Raw genomic sequence first — 14,457 nt, 5'->3', positions numbered from 1 at the left:
CCCAGAGACATGCCGCATTCTGCGGGCCGCGCCAACTTTGCTGCGCGGGGGGCGGGGGGTGAGGCCGGTCGGCGGCGTCTAGGCATGGACGTCATATGGTTGACGGCGCCTCGCGGCGGCCGTCTTGGGGGTGGCGTCATGGCGTGCGGGTCGCGGGGGAGCGGCCCGCACGTTCTCCCCAGGCTCCGCCGGCGAATCGTCCGATCGCAGCGCCGCCTCCCGGCCAGACCGGCCTTTCCACAGGCAAGATGCCGAAACTCTGAACCAGATCAGTACGATCACGCGTTGTGGAAGGCGTTCGGACTGGCCCAAGGTATGCAGACGCAGCTTCTCATTCTATGAGATTGCTCTCAGCGAGAGAGCAATTCGGGACAGTCAGCTGTGCCGTAATGGGCCCAAGGAGTCGTTGTCTATGAGCCTGAAGACCGTGCCGGGGCTTGAGCCCGCGCCGACGAAACACGCGAAACTGGTGCAGTGGGTGCGTGACATCGCCGACCTGGCCCAACCCGACCGCGTCGTCTGGTGCGATGGGTCGGACGCCGAATGGACCCGGCTGACGGGCGAGCTGGTGGCCGCCGGCACGCTGAAGCCGCTGAACCCGGAAAAGCGCCCGAACTCGTTCTACGCCGCCTCCGACCCGCGGGACGTGGCGCGTGTGGAGAGCCGCACCTTCATCTGCTCGGAAAAGCCCGAGGACGCGGGCCCGACCAACAACTGGCTGGACCCCGCCGAAATGCGCGCGGACCTGAAGGACCTGTTCAAGGGCGTGATGCGCGGGCGCACGATGTACGTCGTGCCGTTCTGCATGGGGCCGCTGGGCTCGAAGATCAGCCAGATCGGGGTGGAGATCACCGACAGCGCCTACGTGGCCGTGTCGATGAAGATCATGACCCGCATGGGCAAGGGCGCCCTGGACATGCTGGGCGAGGACGGCTTCTTCGTGCCGGCGGTCCACACGGTGGGCATGCCGCTGGTGGACGGGGTCAAGGACGTCGCCTGGCCCTGCAACGAAATCAAGTACATCGTCCATTTCCCTGAGACGCGCGAGATCTGGTCCTACGGCTCGGGCTATGGCGGCAACGCCCTCCTTGGCAAGAAGTGCTTCGCCCTGCGCATCGCCTCGGTCATGGCCCGCGACGAGGGCTGGTTCGCCGAGCACATGCTGATCCTGAAGCTCACCTCGCCGGAGGGGGCGGTGAAGTACGTGGCCGCAGCCTTCCCCAGCGCTTGCGGCAAGACCAACATGGCCATGCTGCAGCCGACGCTGCCGGGCTGGAAGGCCGAGACGATCGGCGACGACATCTGCTGGATGCGGTTCGGCGAGGACGGCCGCCTCTACGCCATCAACCCCGAGGCCGGCTTCTTCGGCGTGGCGCCGGGGACGGGGATCGAGACCAACCGCAACGCCATCGACGCCCTCTGGGGCAATTCGATCTTCACCAACGTGGCCCTGACCGACGACGGCGACGTGTGGTGGGAAGGCCTGACGCCGGAGCCGCCGGCGCACCTCATCGACTGGAAGGGGCGCGACTGGACCCCGGACAGCGCCGAGCCGGCCGCGCATCCGAACGCGCGCTTCACGGTGCCCGCCTCGCAGTGCCCGGTGGCGGCGCCCGAGTGGGAAGACCCGGCGGGCGTGCCGATCTCGGCCATCCTGTTCGGCGGCCGCAGGGCCTCCGCGGTGCCGCTGGTCACGGAAGCCCGCGATTGGCGCCACGGCGTGTTCATGGCCTCCAACGTGGCCTCCGAGGGCACGGCCGCGGCGGAGAACGCCATCGGCGAACTGCGGCGCGACCCCTTCGCCATGCTGCCGTTCTGCGGCTACAACATGGGCGATTATTTCAACCACTGGGTGAAGACGGGCGAGGCGGCGGACGCCTCCAAGCTGCCGCGCATCTTCTTCGTGAATTGGTTCCGCAAGGACGAGCGCGGCAAGTTCGTCTGGCCGGGCTATGGCGAGAACAGCCGCGTGCTGAAGTGGATCGCCGAGCGCCTCGACGGCAAGGCCGACGCGGTGGAGACGCCCATCGGCCGCGTGCCGACCAAGGCCAGCCTGGACCTGTCGGGCCTCAGCCTGACCGACGCGCAGCTGGACCTGCTGCTCACCGTGGACCCGGCCATCTGGACGCAGGAAGCGGCCCTCATCCCGGCCTTCTACGAGCGGTTCGGCGAGCATATGCCTAAGGCGCTGTGGGACGAGTACGCGGCGTTGGTCGAACGCCTGAAGGCGGCGGCGGCCAACGAGGCGGCCGACGAACGGATCGTGGCGGCGGAGTAGAAGCCTCCCGAGCGCAACGAAAAGGCCGCGGGCGAGCCGCGGCCTTTGTCGTGCGGCGTGCTGATGTTCTTGTTTTGTTCTTGACGTGGAGACCTTTATCTGTCAGTCTCTGATGCTGGCAGGCAGAGGTGGACGAATGGCGAAGCGGGACGGGAAGATCGGCGGCGTCAGTGTCGGGGAGGTCGTAGGGCAACTGTTCAACGCGCCGAACACAGCGGCCGGTTTGGCTTATGGCAGCGTAGGTCATACTCTCGGGATCATGGCCCATGCCGTGGACCGGCGGGTTCCGCAGCCGCGCATTTCGACGCGAGGCGGAAGGACAGAGTTCTTCAACAATCCAATGGCCTACCAGGGAGCGATCACGCTCGGCGAGGTCACTGCATATGGAGACGATCCCTATTCTCCGGCTGGGAGAAGGACGTGGCGGAACAAGGAGGCCAGTGAGGGGCATCCGGTGTGGGAGCATGAGCGTCAGCATGTCCTACAGGGGCGTCAGCTGGGACCAGCGTATTTGCCGTCGAACGCGCTGGGCGGGCTGACGGCGTCGCTTTTCGACCGTGATTGGCATGGGCCGCGAAATTGGAATGAGCGCGGACCTCAGATGCAGCCGGCAAGACCCTGGCCAAGAAGTCGGCCTCGATCGAGTGCGCGATGAGACTCCTGGGCTCCGGTGTGTTGCTGGCGACCGGGCTGACGCTTTGCGCCTGCGATCCGATGCCCATGGTTTCGCTGAAGAACGAGACCTCCGGCGAGGTCAAAGTCCGTTTCCTCGCGAGCGTTCCCGGCGAAGTCGGGCCGGACAAGGCCTATAAGCTCCGCCCTCGTGAAGACGCAGACCTTCCGGCGGGCTACATGTTCCGCAATCACGTGGTGGTCGAGGGCGGCGGGTGCCGCTGGACCTTTCCAGTCGTGCCGGAAGCTACGATCGACGGCAGCATGGGCGGGCAGACCCCCCTCGCGATCGGGTCGGACTGGCGCTTGTACGTGAGGGATCCCTCCGTACAGCCCAAGGGTTGGCCGGTGGCTCCATCAAGCAAGGTGTGCGGTTGAGGCTGCGCTAGCCGCCCGTGATCACGCGCAGGCTGGGTTGAGCGGCTGGCTTTTCGCCACGGACCTGGGCCACCAGGTCGAACAGGGTGGCGCGGACCGCCTCCACGTCGCCGGCGTCCACCACCGCCGCCAGGGCCTCGATGTGGCCGGGGGTGACCCGGACGGCGGAGTTGGAGATCACCTCCATCACCTTGGGCGCGGCGGGCAGGGCGTGTTCGGTCTCGTCCAGCAGCGCCTCGGTGAGCTTTTCGCCGGGGCGCAGGCCGGTGATCTCGATCTCGATGTCGCGGCGGCCCGACAGGGCGATCATCTGGCGGGCGAGGTCCAGGATGCTGACCGGCTCGCCCATCTCCAGCAGGAAGAGGCGCGAGTCGCGGCGATCGTCCTCATGGCAGGCGGCCGTGGCGTGCAGCACGAGCTGGGCGGCCTCGGGGATGGTCATGAAGAAGCGCGTCATGTCGGGGTGGGTGACCGTCACCGGCCCGCCCCGCTCGATCTGCGACTTGAAGATCGGCACCACCGAGCCGGACGAGCCCAGGACGTTGCCGAAGCGCACGGCCGAGAACCGGGTGCCCTCCACGGTGCTCTGCTGGGCCTGGATCACAGCTTCGGCCAGGCGCTTGGCGGCGCCCATGGCGTTGGTGGGGTCCACGGCCTTGTCGGTGGAGATCAGCACCATCTGGCCTGCGCCGCAGGCCTTGGACGCCTCGGCCACGTTCCAGGTGCCGATCACATTGGTGAGGATCCCCTCGATCGGATGGCGCTCGACCATGGAGACATGCTTCAGCGCCGCGGCGTGGAAGACCAGGTCCGGCATCTCTCGCCCGAGGACGGCGGTGATGCGGCGGCCGTCGCGGACGTCGCACAGCGCGGCCTTGACCGAGATGTGCGGGAAGGTCTCGCGCATCTCGCGCTCGATCTCGAACAGCGCGGTCTCTGAGAAGTCGACGACGGTGAGGTGCGCGCAGTTGAACGCGGCGACCTGGCGGCAGAGCTCGGAGCCGATGGAGCCGCCGGCGCCCGTGATCAGCACCCGCCGGCCCTTGATCAAGCCGCCGATGGCGCGGCGGTCCAGCTCGATCGGCTCGCGCGCCAGCAGTTCCTCGATGTTGATGTCCCGCATCGGCAGCAGGGTCAGGCCGTCGTGCTGCGACAGCTCGACGATGGAGGGCAGGCGCAGCAGTCGGATGCCGTCGGTCTTCAGGCGGCCGAGCGCGTCGGCGGTGAGCCCCTTCAGCTTGCCCGGCTCTTCGAGGAAGAGGATGGCGCGGGGGTAACGGTTCCAGCGGCGCAGGTCGGCCAGGGCCTCGTCCAGGCGGTCGATGGCCTCGAGAATGCAGACGCCGCGCACCTGGGCGCCCACGTCGCGGCGGTCGGTGCCGATGATGCCCACGGGCGTATAGGTGCGGTCGTGGCTGCGGGCGACGTCGCGCAGGTAGGTGTCGGCGAGCGACGGCGGGCCGATCAGCAGCAGCGACGGCGACTGGGTCATCCGGTCGGTGATGGTCTTGAGCGGCGAGAAGCTTTCGAGCGCGTGTTCGTGCAGGGCGCGGCGCATGATCCGCACGCCCATGGCGCTGACCATCTGGAACAGGGGCGCCATCACCAGGGTGGAGCGGGGCAGGCCCTCGGCGCGGTCCAGCACGAAGACCGCCAGGAGGAACACGCCCACCGTCAGCAGCGCGCTGCGGGCCAGCACCAGGGCGTCGGGGATCGAAACGTAGCGCCAGGGCGACAGCTCGCGCCGGAACATCAGGCTGAAGGCGGCGGCGATGGCGGCGTAGAGCGCGGCCAGCTGGAAGAAGCTCAAGGCGCCGGCCTGCCCGAAGCCCAGTTCGGGCTGGGTCGGGGCGACGAAGAACGCGATGGCGAAGGCGAGAGCCGCGAGCAGGGCGTCGAAGATCACGGTCTGGGCCCGGACGGCCATCCGCTCCATGCGCCGCACTCCACTCACGATAGCGATTCCCAAACCATAGGCCCGGTCGAGCGGGCAGCCAGTAAAACTTGGACGTGGCGGAGTTTTTCCGCGGTCGGCGCCCGACTAGTTCGTAACAGGCGTCCGGCGAGCGCCGCCGAACTTAAGAACAGGGCGCCCCCCGTGCAACGGAAAAGCCGCCGCGAGGTCCGCGACGGCTTCCGTACAACCGACAAAGCTAAGCTTTGGTTGCGACTACCAGGCGAACTTGATGCCGCCGACCACACGCGCGTCGGCGAGGCCGCCGGACAGGTTCTTGGACACGTTGGTGTCGAAGTAGCGGAGGTCGAGGCTGATGTTGTCGGTCAGGGCATAGCCGCCGCCGACGTTCCAGGTCGTGTAGTCGATCCCGGTGTCCACTTCCTGGCGGCCGATGGCGCCGCTGAAGGTGAACTTCGTGTCGGGCACCGCGACGGCGGCGTTCGCCTCGTAATACCAAGCGTCACCGGTCTTGCCGAAGAACTCAGGCGAGTAATAGACCGCAGCGCCCAGGGTCGCCGGACCGGCCGGGACGGAGGCCGCGACCTTGCCTTCCCAATAGTCCTGGTTCGAGCCGGAGGGCTGGTCGACGTACCCGTAGTAGATCACGCCGATGTCGAAGGTGATCGGGCCCGCCGTCGGCTTGATACCGGCGTACAGGTCGAATTCGGCGTCCGTGCCGTTGTTGAAGTCGACGGTCGACACCCACACACCGGCGTAGCCGATGCCCAGGGAGGCGTCGATGCCGCCGAACACCGACGGATCCTCGTCGGTCTGGCTGAAGCCGCGGAACACGTAGTCGGTGTTGGCGCCCACGTTGAAAGCGAAGCTCGGGCCACTGTCCTGCGCCTGCGCGGCGCCAGCGAGCGCCAGCGAGCCAACAGCGGCCGCCAGCGCAATTTTCAGCGTTCTCATTCTCTTATCCCCTCTTACGTCCGTCCGGCCGAAGCCGACGGGCGTAACCATGGTCGTCGGGCCGGCGTGCAGATCACAACGTGACGAACACACGACAGCGCCGCCTCGGGATGGCTGACGAGAGATTGGGCGCCCGCGTGCCGCACTGCCCGGAAAGCAGGCAAATTGACCTGGCGGCAGAGTTTTTAGCGCGCCACCAGTGCGGCGAATCCGAGGTGCGATCCGGCGTCCACGAGCAGCGTCTCCCCGGTCACGTGACGCGAGTGGGGCGAGGCCAGGAAGACGGCGGAGGCGGCGATATCCTCTGCGGTGGACGCCACCTTGAGGGGGGTGCTGGCGGCGGCGTTGGCGCGCACCTTCTCGGCCGCGGCCTCGCCCATCCCCTTGCCGAACCACGGGGTGTCGATGAAGCCGGGGCACACGGCGTTCACGCGGATCCTCGGGGCCAGGGCGCGGGCGAGGGACAGGGTCATGGTGTTGAGCGCGCCCTTGGAGGCGGCATAGGGGACGGAGGACCCGATTCCGGTGACCCCGGCGATCGACGCCGTCATGACCACCGCGCCCGGGCGGGGCGCCGCCTCGAGCAGGGCGCGGCAGGCGCGGACCATCTGGTATGGGCCCACGACGTTCACGGCGTAGAGGTCGAGGAAGTCCTGACCAGAGACGCCATCCAGATTGGCGTGGCCATTGAACTTGGTCGTGCCCGCATTGTTGAAGAGGGCGTCGATGCGGCCGTAGGGCTCCGCGGCCGCGGCGATGCGGCGGCAATCGTCGTCGTTGGCGACGTCGCCCTGGACGAGCACGGTTTCCGCGCCATGGGCCTGGCACTGGCGCGCCGTCTCTTCGGCGTCGTCGCGGTTGCGGGCGTAGTTGATCACCACGGCCTTTGCGCCCCGGGACGCGACCTCGACGGCCACCGCCCGCCCGAGCCCGGTGGACGCGCCGGTCACCACCACCACGAAGTCCTGATAGTCGCCCTCAGCCATCGCCGCGCCTCCCGATGTTGTTTGGGGTGCTAGTAGCCGGTAAAGCGCCCGCCATGGAAGAGACCCACCTCACGCAGTTGGGCCGCGAGACCCGGGGCTTCGACAGCCCCGAGGCGGCGGTCCTGGAACGCGTGCCGAACCCCCATCCCGGCACGGCCTATCTGGTGCGCTTCACGGCGCCCGAGTTCACGTCATTGTGCCCAGTCACCGGCCAGCCCGATTTCGCACATCTGGTGATCGACTACGTGCCCGGCGACTGGCTGGTGGAATCCAAGTCGCTGAAGCTCTACCTGGGCTCGTTCCGCAACCATGGCGCCTTTCACGAGGACTGCACGGTGGCGATCGGCAAGCGCCTGATCGACCTTCTCACGCCCCAGTGGCTGAGGATCGGCGGGTACTGGTATCCGCGCGGCGGAATTCCCATCGACGTGTTCTGGCAAAGTGGGCCGGCGCCCGAAGGACTGTGGCTGCCGGATCAAGGGGTCGCGCCGTATCGGGGGCGGGGATAAGCCCACCTGAGGCGCGGGCGCAGTCACCCCGCGGGCACAAGGTTCGCGAATACTTGCCGTCGCCTGAGATATCGTAACCGCAATTCGGTCGACGTTCGGGATCGTACTTGCGAAGACGGCAGTCCTGACATTCTCGTGAGGCGCGAAAAGGGATGGCGACCCCCTTCGTGCGGCTATTCGGGCTTCCCAAAAGGCGCTGGCAGGCCTATAGGGAAGGGGCCCATACTCTCCTCGGGCGTGTCACCTCAGGCCGGGCGGCGCGGCGCGTCGTCCGGCCGCCGTGTTTCTGGCGATCGCCGCTAGGGCGTCCAGCGGCGGACGAGGGGATCCAGGACCGGGCGTTCCCGCTCCAGCGGCGCCTCGCGAGCCGTGCCGATCAGCATGAAGCCCGCCACCCGCTCGCCGTCTCCCAGGCCCAGAACCGCCGTCGCCTCGGCGTCGTAGCTGTACCAGTCGGTGATCCAGTTCGCGCCGAAGCCCATGGCGAGGGCCGCGTAGAGCAGGTTGGCGCAGACGACGCCGGCGGACAGGATCTGCTCCCACTCCGGGATCGCGGCGGGTCGGGGCGAGGAGATCACCGCCACGGCCGTGGGCGGGATCTTCAGCTTGGCGAGCTTGGCCGCGAGGGTCGCATCGCCGCGGGACTGGGCGAGGGCGTCCAGCCTAGCGGCGAAGGCCGCCTTGTCCGCGCCCTCCAGGATCACGAAGCGCCACGGCGCCAGCTTGCCGTGGTCGGGCGCGCGGGCGGCGATCCGCAAGAGGTCGGCGAGCTGGCCCGCATCCGGTCCAGGCTCGGCCAGCGTCACCGCCGGGGTCGAACGGCGAAGCGCCAGGAAACGCAGGACGTCGAGGGCGGCTTCGAAGGGAAGCGCCGCCCCGAACGCGGGGGCGGGCGGCAGGGCTGAGGTCAACGGCTGGTCCGGTGTCTGGAGTCCCGGTAGGGGGGAACCTCTTTATGGGGGCGCGGTCGCGATCCGCAAGGCGAGGGTGAGGAAGATGATGGAGAAGCCGGCCTGGCTGAGATCGCACGGCAAGCCCTGGGCGCGTGGTCCGGAGACGGTGGTCTACGACAATCCCTGGATCTCGGTGACCGAGTACGCTGCGACGGCGCCGACCGGCGTCCCGGCCCGCTACGGGCTGGTCGGTTTCAAGAACTATGCAATCGCCATCCTGCCGCTCTACGACGACGGCTCCACCGTCCTGGTCGGGCAGAACCGCTTTCCGGCGGGGGACTACAGCTGGGAGCTGCCCGAAGGCGGCGGCCCGGTCGGCCAGGACCCGCTGGAGAGCGCCAAGCGCGAGCTGGCCGAGGAGACCGGGCTGCAGGCGTCCGAGTGGCACGAGATCATGCGCACGCAGCTGTCGAACTCGGTCACCGACGAGCTGATGTTCGGCTTCCTGGCTCTGGGCCTCTCGCGAGCCCGGGCGGGACAGGAGATGGACGACACCGAGGCGCTCGAAGTCGCCCGGGTTCCGTTCCGCGAGGCGCTGGACGTCGCGATGGCCGGCGACATCAAGGACATGCTGACGGTGGCGATGCTGCTGAAGGCTTACCATATGGCTCGGGAAGGGCTTTTGGCGCCCGCGCTGGCGCGCGCCATGCTAGGCTAGGGAGAAGCCTATGGGTCGGGAGGAGACCATGAGTCAGCGCCTGGAGGTGGTGAACCCCGCCACCCCGCCGCCGGTCTGGGCGGCGCTGCGCAACGAGGCCTATGTCGCGGCCAAGAGCGAGGCCGCCCTGGCCAGCCTGCTGGCGGCGGTGATCCTGAACCACGACAGCCTGGGCGATGCGCTGAGCTATCAGCTGGCCCGCAAGCTGGGCGACCAGGAGCTGCGGGCCATGAGCCTGCGCGACACGGTCGAGGAGGCCTATGAGGCCGATCCGTCGCTGGTGGAGATCGCGGAGGCCGACCTGAAGGCGGTGTTCGAGCGCGACCCGGCCTGCAAGGGCTATGTCCAGCCGTTCCTGTTCTTCAAGGGTTTCCTGGCCCTGCAGACGCACCGGGTGGCGCACTGGCTCTACAACGAGGGCCGCCATACGCTGGCGTTCTATCTGCAGAGCCGGTCGAGCGAGCTGTTCCAGGTGGACATCAACCCGGCGACCCGGATCGGCCGCGGCGTCTTCGTCGACCACGGCACCGGCATCGTGATCGGCGAGACCGCCGTGATCGGGGACGACGTCTCCATGCTGCAGGGCGTGACCCTGGGCGGCACCGGCGCCGAGCAGGGCGACCGGCATCCGAAGATCGGCCGCGGCGTGTTGCTGGGCGCGGGCGCCAAGGTGCTCGGCAACATCACCATCGGCGACTACGCGAAGATCGCCTCGGGCTCGGTGGTGCTGAAGCCCGTGCCGTCGGGCTGCACCGCCGCCGGGGTGCCGGCGCGGCTGGTCAACTGCCCGACCTGCGAGGAGCCGGCCAAGAGCATGGACCACACCCTGGCCGATGCTGTGTACGACTACGTCATCTAAGGTTTCGCCCGGACGCCGGACCGGCTAGGTTCCGCGCAACGATTTGCACGGAGCGTTTTGGCGTGGACGAGAGAGCTATCCGCAAGGTCGAAGGCCACCTCCGGGGGACTTTCGCGAACGCGCGCATCACGCTCGTGCCGCGGCCGAAGCAGAAGGACTCCGCCGAGGTCTATATCGGCGAGGAATTCATCGGCGTGGTGTTCGAGGACGAGGACGGCGACGGCTCGTACGTCTTCAACATGTCGATCCTGGCCGAGGACCTGCCCTAGCGGGCGTCCGCCTAGCGGATCTGAACCACCTTCAGCGTCCCGGCAGGGGCCGGGGCGACGGGCGGCTGCGGCCGGCCGGTGTCGAGCCATGCGGCCCACTGGTCGCGGGGCAGGATGACGATCTGCCGGTCGTGGTAGGGCGCGATGTCCGGCCCCGGCGGGCAGGTGAGCAGGGTGAAGCGGTCGTCGCGGATCAGCCCGGCGATCCCCAGCGCCCCGTCGTCCGACGCCGTGAAGCGCCACTTGGACTTGGGCGCCTTCTGACCCGTGAACTCGAAGAAGGCGTCGATGGGGACGAGGCAGCGGCCCTTGGGGAAGCTGCGGCCGTCGGAGCGGAAGTTGATCACCGGCCCGCGGGGACCGGGGAAGCCCCAGCGCATCTGGGTCAGGCGCGCCGTCCCCTCGTGGCCCGTGAGGATGTAGGCCGGGTCGGTGGGCCGGATCGAGGCCCGCGGCTCCATGTTCGGCGCGCCGCCGTCCCAGGTCAGCGGCAGCTCGAGCTGGCCGAACTGCCGGAGCAGCTCGTCGAGCGATCGTTCCTGGGCGAACTCGTTACACATGAAATATACAAACCTGGGCTTCGAACTCAGCGTCTAAATCATACAGTCAAGCCGCGCCGCGGATAATCCGGCGGGCCTGGAAGGGCGGGATGATGGCGGTGATATGGGCCGCCCAGCGCAGTCGGGCGTCGCGGCGCATGGGGCCGGCCACGCTCTCCAGGTCGTAGAGCCCGGCGCGCGAGCCGCGCAGCAGCCGCTTGACCAGGACCTCGTCCGTGTCGGTCTCCACGATCACCACCTGGCCCAGCATGTCGGGGGTCGGCGCGGTGCGCTGGTCCTCGAAGTAGATGAGGGCCCCGTCGTCGGCGAGGCCGCGCATGGAGTGGCCGACCACCCGCAGCGCCCGGGCCCGGTCGGTGCCGCCGGGCGGAATGGGGGCCAGTTCGGCGGGGTCCTGGCCGAGGGCGAACAGCACCGTTCCGTCGGGATTGGCCCCGACGCGCCCGACCACCGGCACCTCGGTCTCATCGCCCCCGCCAGGCTGCGCCGGCCCGGCGGCGTCATAGAGCCATTCGGCGCTGACCCCGAAGGCGGCGGCATATTCCTTGGCGCGCCGATAGGAGAAGGGGGCGTTGCCGTTCTCGTTCGAAGCATAGGTGTTGCGGCTCCACCCATGTGCGTCCGCAGCTGACGCAGCGGTGTCGTAGCCTCTGTCGAGGCGGGCCTGCCGGAGCCGTTGTGCGCGACCGTCCATGGAAATGTAGATAACCTGCAGACAATGGTTGCGCAACCGACCGTATGTTTCCTACATTTCGATCATGGAAACCTCATCCCACATCCCATCGACCTACGCCGCGCTCCGGTACGGCGGGGCCTCGCAATCCCGCGCCCAGGCGGAGCTGGCGATCACACCGCGCCAGGCCGGCATGCTCGAAAACGTCTTCAGGGTGGCCCGGCCCGGCAAGATGCTGGACCGGATGCGCCCCCGCTTCGCCCGCCACGAGGCGCACGTGGCCGCGGTGCTGTCGGCCGGCGGTTATCCGGCGCTGACGATGCCCGGGGGCCGCCGATGAGCGCGGCTCCGGACGCCGCGGCCCTGGTGGCCGGGGCGCTCAGCCGCCGACGCGCGGCCGAGCGCGGCCGCTTCCTGCGCGAACTCCTGGCCCACACCGCCGCCGGCCTGGTCGTGATCGAGGGCGAAGCCGAAGCCTCCGAGGCGGTCTATAGGCTGGCCGACGCGGTGGTGGCGCGGGGGACGCCATGAGTGGGCCGAAAACTTCGCGCGATCCGGCGCTGAAGGCCCAGCGGGCAGCGCGCGACCGGCTGCTGCGCCTGGAGCGGCAGGCGAAGGCCCGGGGCGAGGCGGCCGCAGTGGCCGCCGGCGTGGCCGAGACCGTGGCCCTGTCCCGGGCCCGTGGCCAGGCGGTGAGCGGGCCGGCCCCCGGCGGGCGGGCGCAGCCGTACCGGCGGCAGAGCGGGCTGGACTGGCTGGCCGCCAAGGGGCGCATCGATCCCTGCGCCAAGGCCGCGGGCGAGCTCTATGGCCGGGTCTATCGGCGGGTGAAGCTGGAGAAGGCGATCCCGTCCACCCTGGATCCCCGGGTGCGCGGCGAGTTCGTGCCCCCGTCAATCGAGGACGTGCTAGCGCACGGGGAGGAGACCGAGCTGGCGCGCCGCCGCCTGGCCGACTTCCGCCGCCGGCTGTGGCGCCAGCCCGACCTGGTCGCCGCCTGCGACCTGGTCTGCGGGGAGGAACAGACCCCGCGCGAAGCGGCCGGGGGCGGCGACCGCGACGCTGGCCGGCTGGAGGCGGTGCTGAAGGTGGCGCTGGACATCCTGGCGGGCGGCGGCGAGGCGCGGTGAGGCGGATGGCCGGGCGTTGCGGCATCGCGTAACGAGCGTGCTATGCGTGAGCGCAGCAGATGGTTGCGCGTCGCCTTGCGCGGAGGAATGAGCGGATGGCGCGAAGCACGATGGGGCTTGCCCTAGGGCTGGCGCTCGCGGCGCAGGGCGGGGCGATGGCGCAGGACCAGGAGCGTCCGGTCATCGACCGCAACGCCATCGCCTGCGCCTCCGGCGAGCCCGAGGAGATGGTGCGGGCCTGTACGCGCATCATCGCAGCTCCCAGCCGGACACCCGTCGAACGCGCGGTGGCGCTGCGCAACCGCGGCTTCGTCCATCAGCAGCGCGGCGAGTGGGACCGGGCCATCGCCGACTACGATGCGGCCCTGGCTCTGGGCCCGGCCGCGGCCCGGACGGAGGGCGTCGTGGCGCGCACCTACGTCAACCGCGGGATCGCCTATGCGGCCAAGGGGGACGACGGCCGGGCGGCCGCCGACTATGCGGCCGCCATCGCCGCGGACCCGACCGTTGCCTCGGCCTATCTGAACCGCGCGGGGCTCGCCATGCGGCGCGGGGACAATGCGGCGGCCTTGGCGGACCTCGACGCCGCCGCGCGGCTCTCGCCGCGGGACGGGGCGGTCTTCGTCACCCGCGGCGTGCTGCGAAGCACCACCGGCGAGCTCGAGGCCGCGATTGCGGATTTCTCGACCGCCATTTCCCTGGACCCGACCGACGCGGCAGCTTGGCGCAACCGGGGGCTCGCCCACCAGAAGGCCGGGAACGCCGTGCTTGCGGAGGCCGACGCGGCGGAGGCGCTGCGCCTCGATCCGAAGGTGGCTGGCGGACACCGGGCGCGCGGGACGGCGCTCCAGGCTCTGGGGCGCGGCGATCAGGCCATCGCCGAGTTCGGCCGGGCCATCGACCTCAACCCGACCGACGCCGAGCTGATCAAGGTGCGCGGCGACGCCTATCTGGCGGAGGGCGCGCGGGCGCTGGCCATCGCCGATTTCAGCCGCGCCATCGCGCTGAACCCGACCTTCCGCGACGCCTACAACAACCGGGCGGCGGCCTACATGCAGCAGGCCGACTGGGACCAGGCCATCGACGACCTGGGACACGCCCTCGCGATCGACCCGCACCATGTCGACGCCCTGCTCAACCGCGCCCAGGCCCTGAAGGCCAAGGGCCGGGGCTCGCAGGCGATGGCCGACTACGACCGGGTGATCGCCCTGGATCCCACGCGCGAGGTCGCCTTCCGCCATCGCGCCGCCCTCCACCAGGCGAAGGGCGATCATACGGCGGCCGTGGCGGACTACGGCCGGGCGCTCGCTCTCGATCCCGACGACGCGGCGGCCTGGCGGGGGCGCGGCGTCTCGGAACTGAAGCGGGGCCGGAGCGATGCCGCCATCGCCGACCTTAGCCAGGCCATCGCCCTGGAGCCGAACGACGCGCTGGCCCTGCGCCATCGCAGCGTCGCCTATGCCGCAACCCACGACCTACGCCGTGCGCGCGCCGACGACGAGGCGGCCCTGCGGCTGGACCCGCAGTTGGCGAGGTCGTCGCGGACACCGGGGCCCTAGGCCAGCTGAAGCCGGCGACCAGACCGTTCTCGTTTTGTTCTTGACATTCACGCGCGATTTTGAGAGAGTTCTGTCAGGGTTGATCATTGCGCCTTGGGCGCGTT

General features: G+C 69.4%; 16 protein-coding genes. 10 read left to right on the top strand and 6 right to left on the bottom strand.

The genetic code is table 11. The features are described 5' to 3' along the window. Positions 1-412 precede the first annotated feature (412 nt). Complete coding sequence (locus tag AX721_RS12260; RefSeq protein WP_068876293.1) at positions 413-2,278, top strand: phosphoenolpyruvate carboxykinase (GTP); 1,866 nt, start codon at positions 413-415, stop codon at positions 2,276-2,278. A 651-nt stretch (positions 2,279-2,929) separates the two neighbouring features. Then, positions 2,930-3,328: a hypothetical protein gene (locus AX721_RS12255; protein WP_068876292.1), complete on the top strand. Its 399-nt coding sequence runs from the start codon at positions 2,930-2,932 to the stop codon at positions 3,326-3,328. Positions 3,329-3,335: 7 nt separating this feature from the next. Here the strand turns inward: AX721_RS12255 and AX721_RS12250 are convergent, their stop codons facing one another. The 3 genes from AX721_RS12250 to AX721_RS12240 all read right to left on the bottom strand — a co-directional run bounded on the left by AX721_RS12250 (position 3,336) and on the right by AX721_RS12240 (position 7,183). Beyond that, a complete protein-coding gene (locus tag AX721_RS12250) occupies positions 3,336-5,282 on the bottom strand; it encodes a nucleoside-diphosphate sugar epimerase/dehydratase (RefSeq protein ID WP_156696747.1) in 1,947 nt (648 codons plus the stop codon). Between the two features lie 216 nt (positions 5,283-5,498). Next, positions 5,499-6,197, bottom strand: coding sequence for a TorF family putative porin (locus tag AX721_RS12245; RefSeq protein ID WP_068876290.1), 699 nt, complete (start codon positions 6,195-6,197; stop codon positions 5,499-5,501). 185 nt (positions 6,198-6,382) lie between these two features. Next, positions 6,383-7,183 (bottom strand): SDR family NAD(P)-dependent oxidoreductase, encoded by an 801-nt coding sequence (locus AX721_RS12240; RefSeq protein WP_068876289.1) that lies wholly within the window; start codon positions 7,181-7,183, stop codon positions 6,383-6,385. A gap of 53 nt (positions 7,184-7,236) precedes the next feature. Between AX721_RS12240 and queF the strand changes: the two genes are divergently transcribed. Beyond that, entirely contained in the window at positions 7,237-7,692 is a 456-nt protein-coding gene (gene queF / locus AX721_RS12235; RefSeq protein WP_068876288.1) for a preQ(1) synthase, read from the top strand. Positions 7,693-7,991: 299 nt separating this feature from the next. Here the strand turns inward: queF and AX721_RS12230 are convergent, their stop codons facing one another. Beyond that, positions 7,992-8,603 (bottom strand): nitroreductase, encoded by a 612-nt coding sequence (locus AX721_RS12230; protein WP_068876287.1) that lies wholly within the window; start codon positions 8,601-8,603, stop codon positions 7,992-7,994. An 85-nt stretch (positions 8,604-8,688) separates the two neighbouring features. Between AX721_RS12230 and AX721_RS12225 the strand changes: the two genes are divergently transcribed. The 3 genes from AX721_RS12225 to AX721_RS12215 all read left to right on the top strand — a co-directional run bounded on the left by AX721_RS12225 (position 8,689) and on the right by AX721_RS12215 (position 10,431). Further along, complete coding sequence (locus AX721_RS12225) at positions 8,689-9,303, top strand: NUDIX hydrolase (protein WP_068876286.1); 615 nt, start codon at positions 8,689-8,691, stop codon at positions 9,301-9,303. Between the two features lie 28 nt (positions 9,304-9,331). Next, on the top strand, positions 9,332-10,162 hold the full coding sequence (cysE, locus tag AX721_RS12220) for a serine O-acetyltransferase (protein ID WP_068876298.1): 831 nt from the start codon (positions 9,332-9,334) through the stop codon (positions 10,160-10,162). Between the two features lie 62 nt (positions 10,163-10,224). Further along, positions 10,225-10,431, top strand: a complete 207-nt coding sequence (locus tag AX721_RS12215) for a DUF3126 family protein (protein ID WP_068876285.1) — start codon at positions 10,225-10,227, stop codon at positions 10,429-10,431. Between the two features lie 11 nt (positions 10,432-10,442). On the opposite strand, the gene AX721_RS12210 is transcribed toward AX721_RS12215, so the two are convergent. Both AX721_RS12210 and AX721_RS12205 read right to left on the bottom strand, forming a co-directional pair. Beyond that, positions 10,443-10,991, bottom strand: coding sequence for an SOS response-associated peptidase (locus AX721_RS12210; RefSeq protein ID WP_068876284.1), 549 nt, complete (start codon positions 10,989-10,991; stop codon positions 10,443-10,445). A 46-nt stretch (positions 10,992-11,037) separates the two neighbouring features. Further along, the gene (locus AX721_RS12205) at positions 11,038-11,685 is read right to left on the bottom strand and encodes a peptidase S24 (protein WP_068876297.1); all 648 of its coding nucleotides are present in this window, start codon (positions 11,683-11,685) and stop codon (positions 11,038-11,040) included. Between the two features lie 64 nt (positions 11,686-11,749). Between AX721_RS12205 and AX721_RS12200 the strand changes: the two genes are divergently transcribed. The 4 genes from AX721_RS12200 to AX721_RS12185 all read left to right on the top strand — a co-directional run bounded on the left by AX721_RS12200 (position 11,750) and on the right by AX721_RS12185 (position 14,353). Next, the gene (locus AX721_RS12200; protein ID WP_156467145.1) at positions 11,750-12,004 is read left to right on the top strand and encodes a hypothetical protein; all 255 of its coding nucleotides are present in this window, start codon (positions 11,750-11,752) and stop codon (positions 12,002-12,004) included. Then, on the top strand, positions 12,001-12,195 hold the full coding sequence (locus AX721_RS12195) for a hypothetical protein (RefSeq protein WP_068876282.1): 195 nt from the start codon (positions 12,001-12,003) through the stop codon (positions 12,193-12,195). Before AX721_RS12200 ends, AX721_RS12195 begins: the two co-directional genes overlap by 4 nt. Beyond that, complete coding sequence (locus AX721_RS12190) at positions 12,192-12,794, top strand: hypothetical protein (RefSeq protein ID WP_068876281.1); 603 nt, start codon at positions 12,192-12,194, stop codon at positions 12,792-12,794. The genes AX721_RS12195 and AX721_RS12190 overlap by 4 nt, the downstream gene beginning before the upstream one ends. Positions 12,795-12,889: 95 nt before the next feature. Next, on the top strand, positions 12,890-14,353 hold the full coding sequence (locus tag AX721_RS12185; protein WP_068876280.1) for a tetratricopeptide repeat protein: 1,464 nt from the start codon (positions 12,890-12,892) through the stop codon (positions 14,351-14,353). Positions 14,354-14,457 lie beyond the last annotated feature (104 nt).

Source organism: Phenylobacterium sp. CCH9-H3 (assembly GCF_001557235.1).
Lineage (GTDB): Bacteria > Pseudomonadota > Alphaproteobacteria > Caulobacterales > Caulobacteraceae > Phenylobacterium.
The sequence above is the reverse complement of the archived record's forward strand: the minus strand, read 5'-3'. Positions and strand labels throughout refer to the sequence as shown.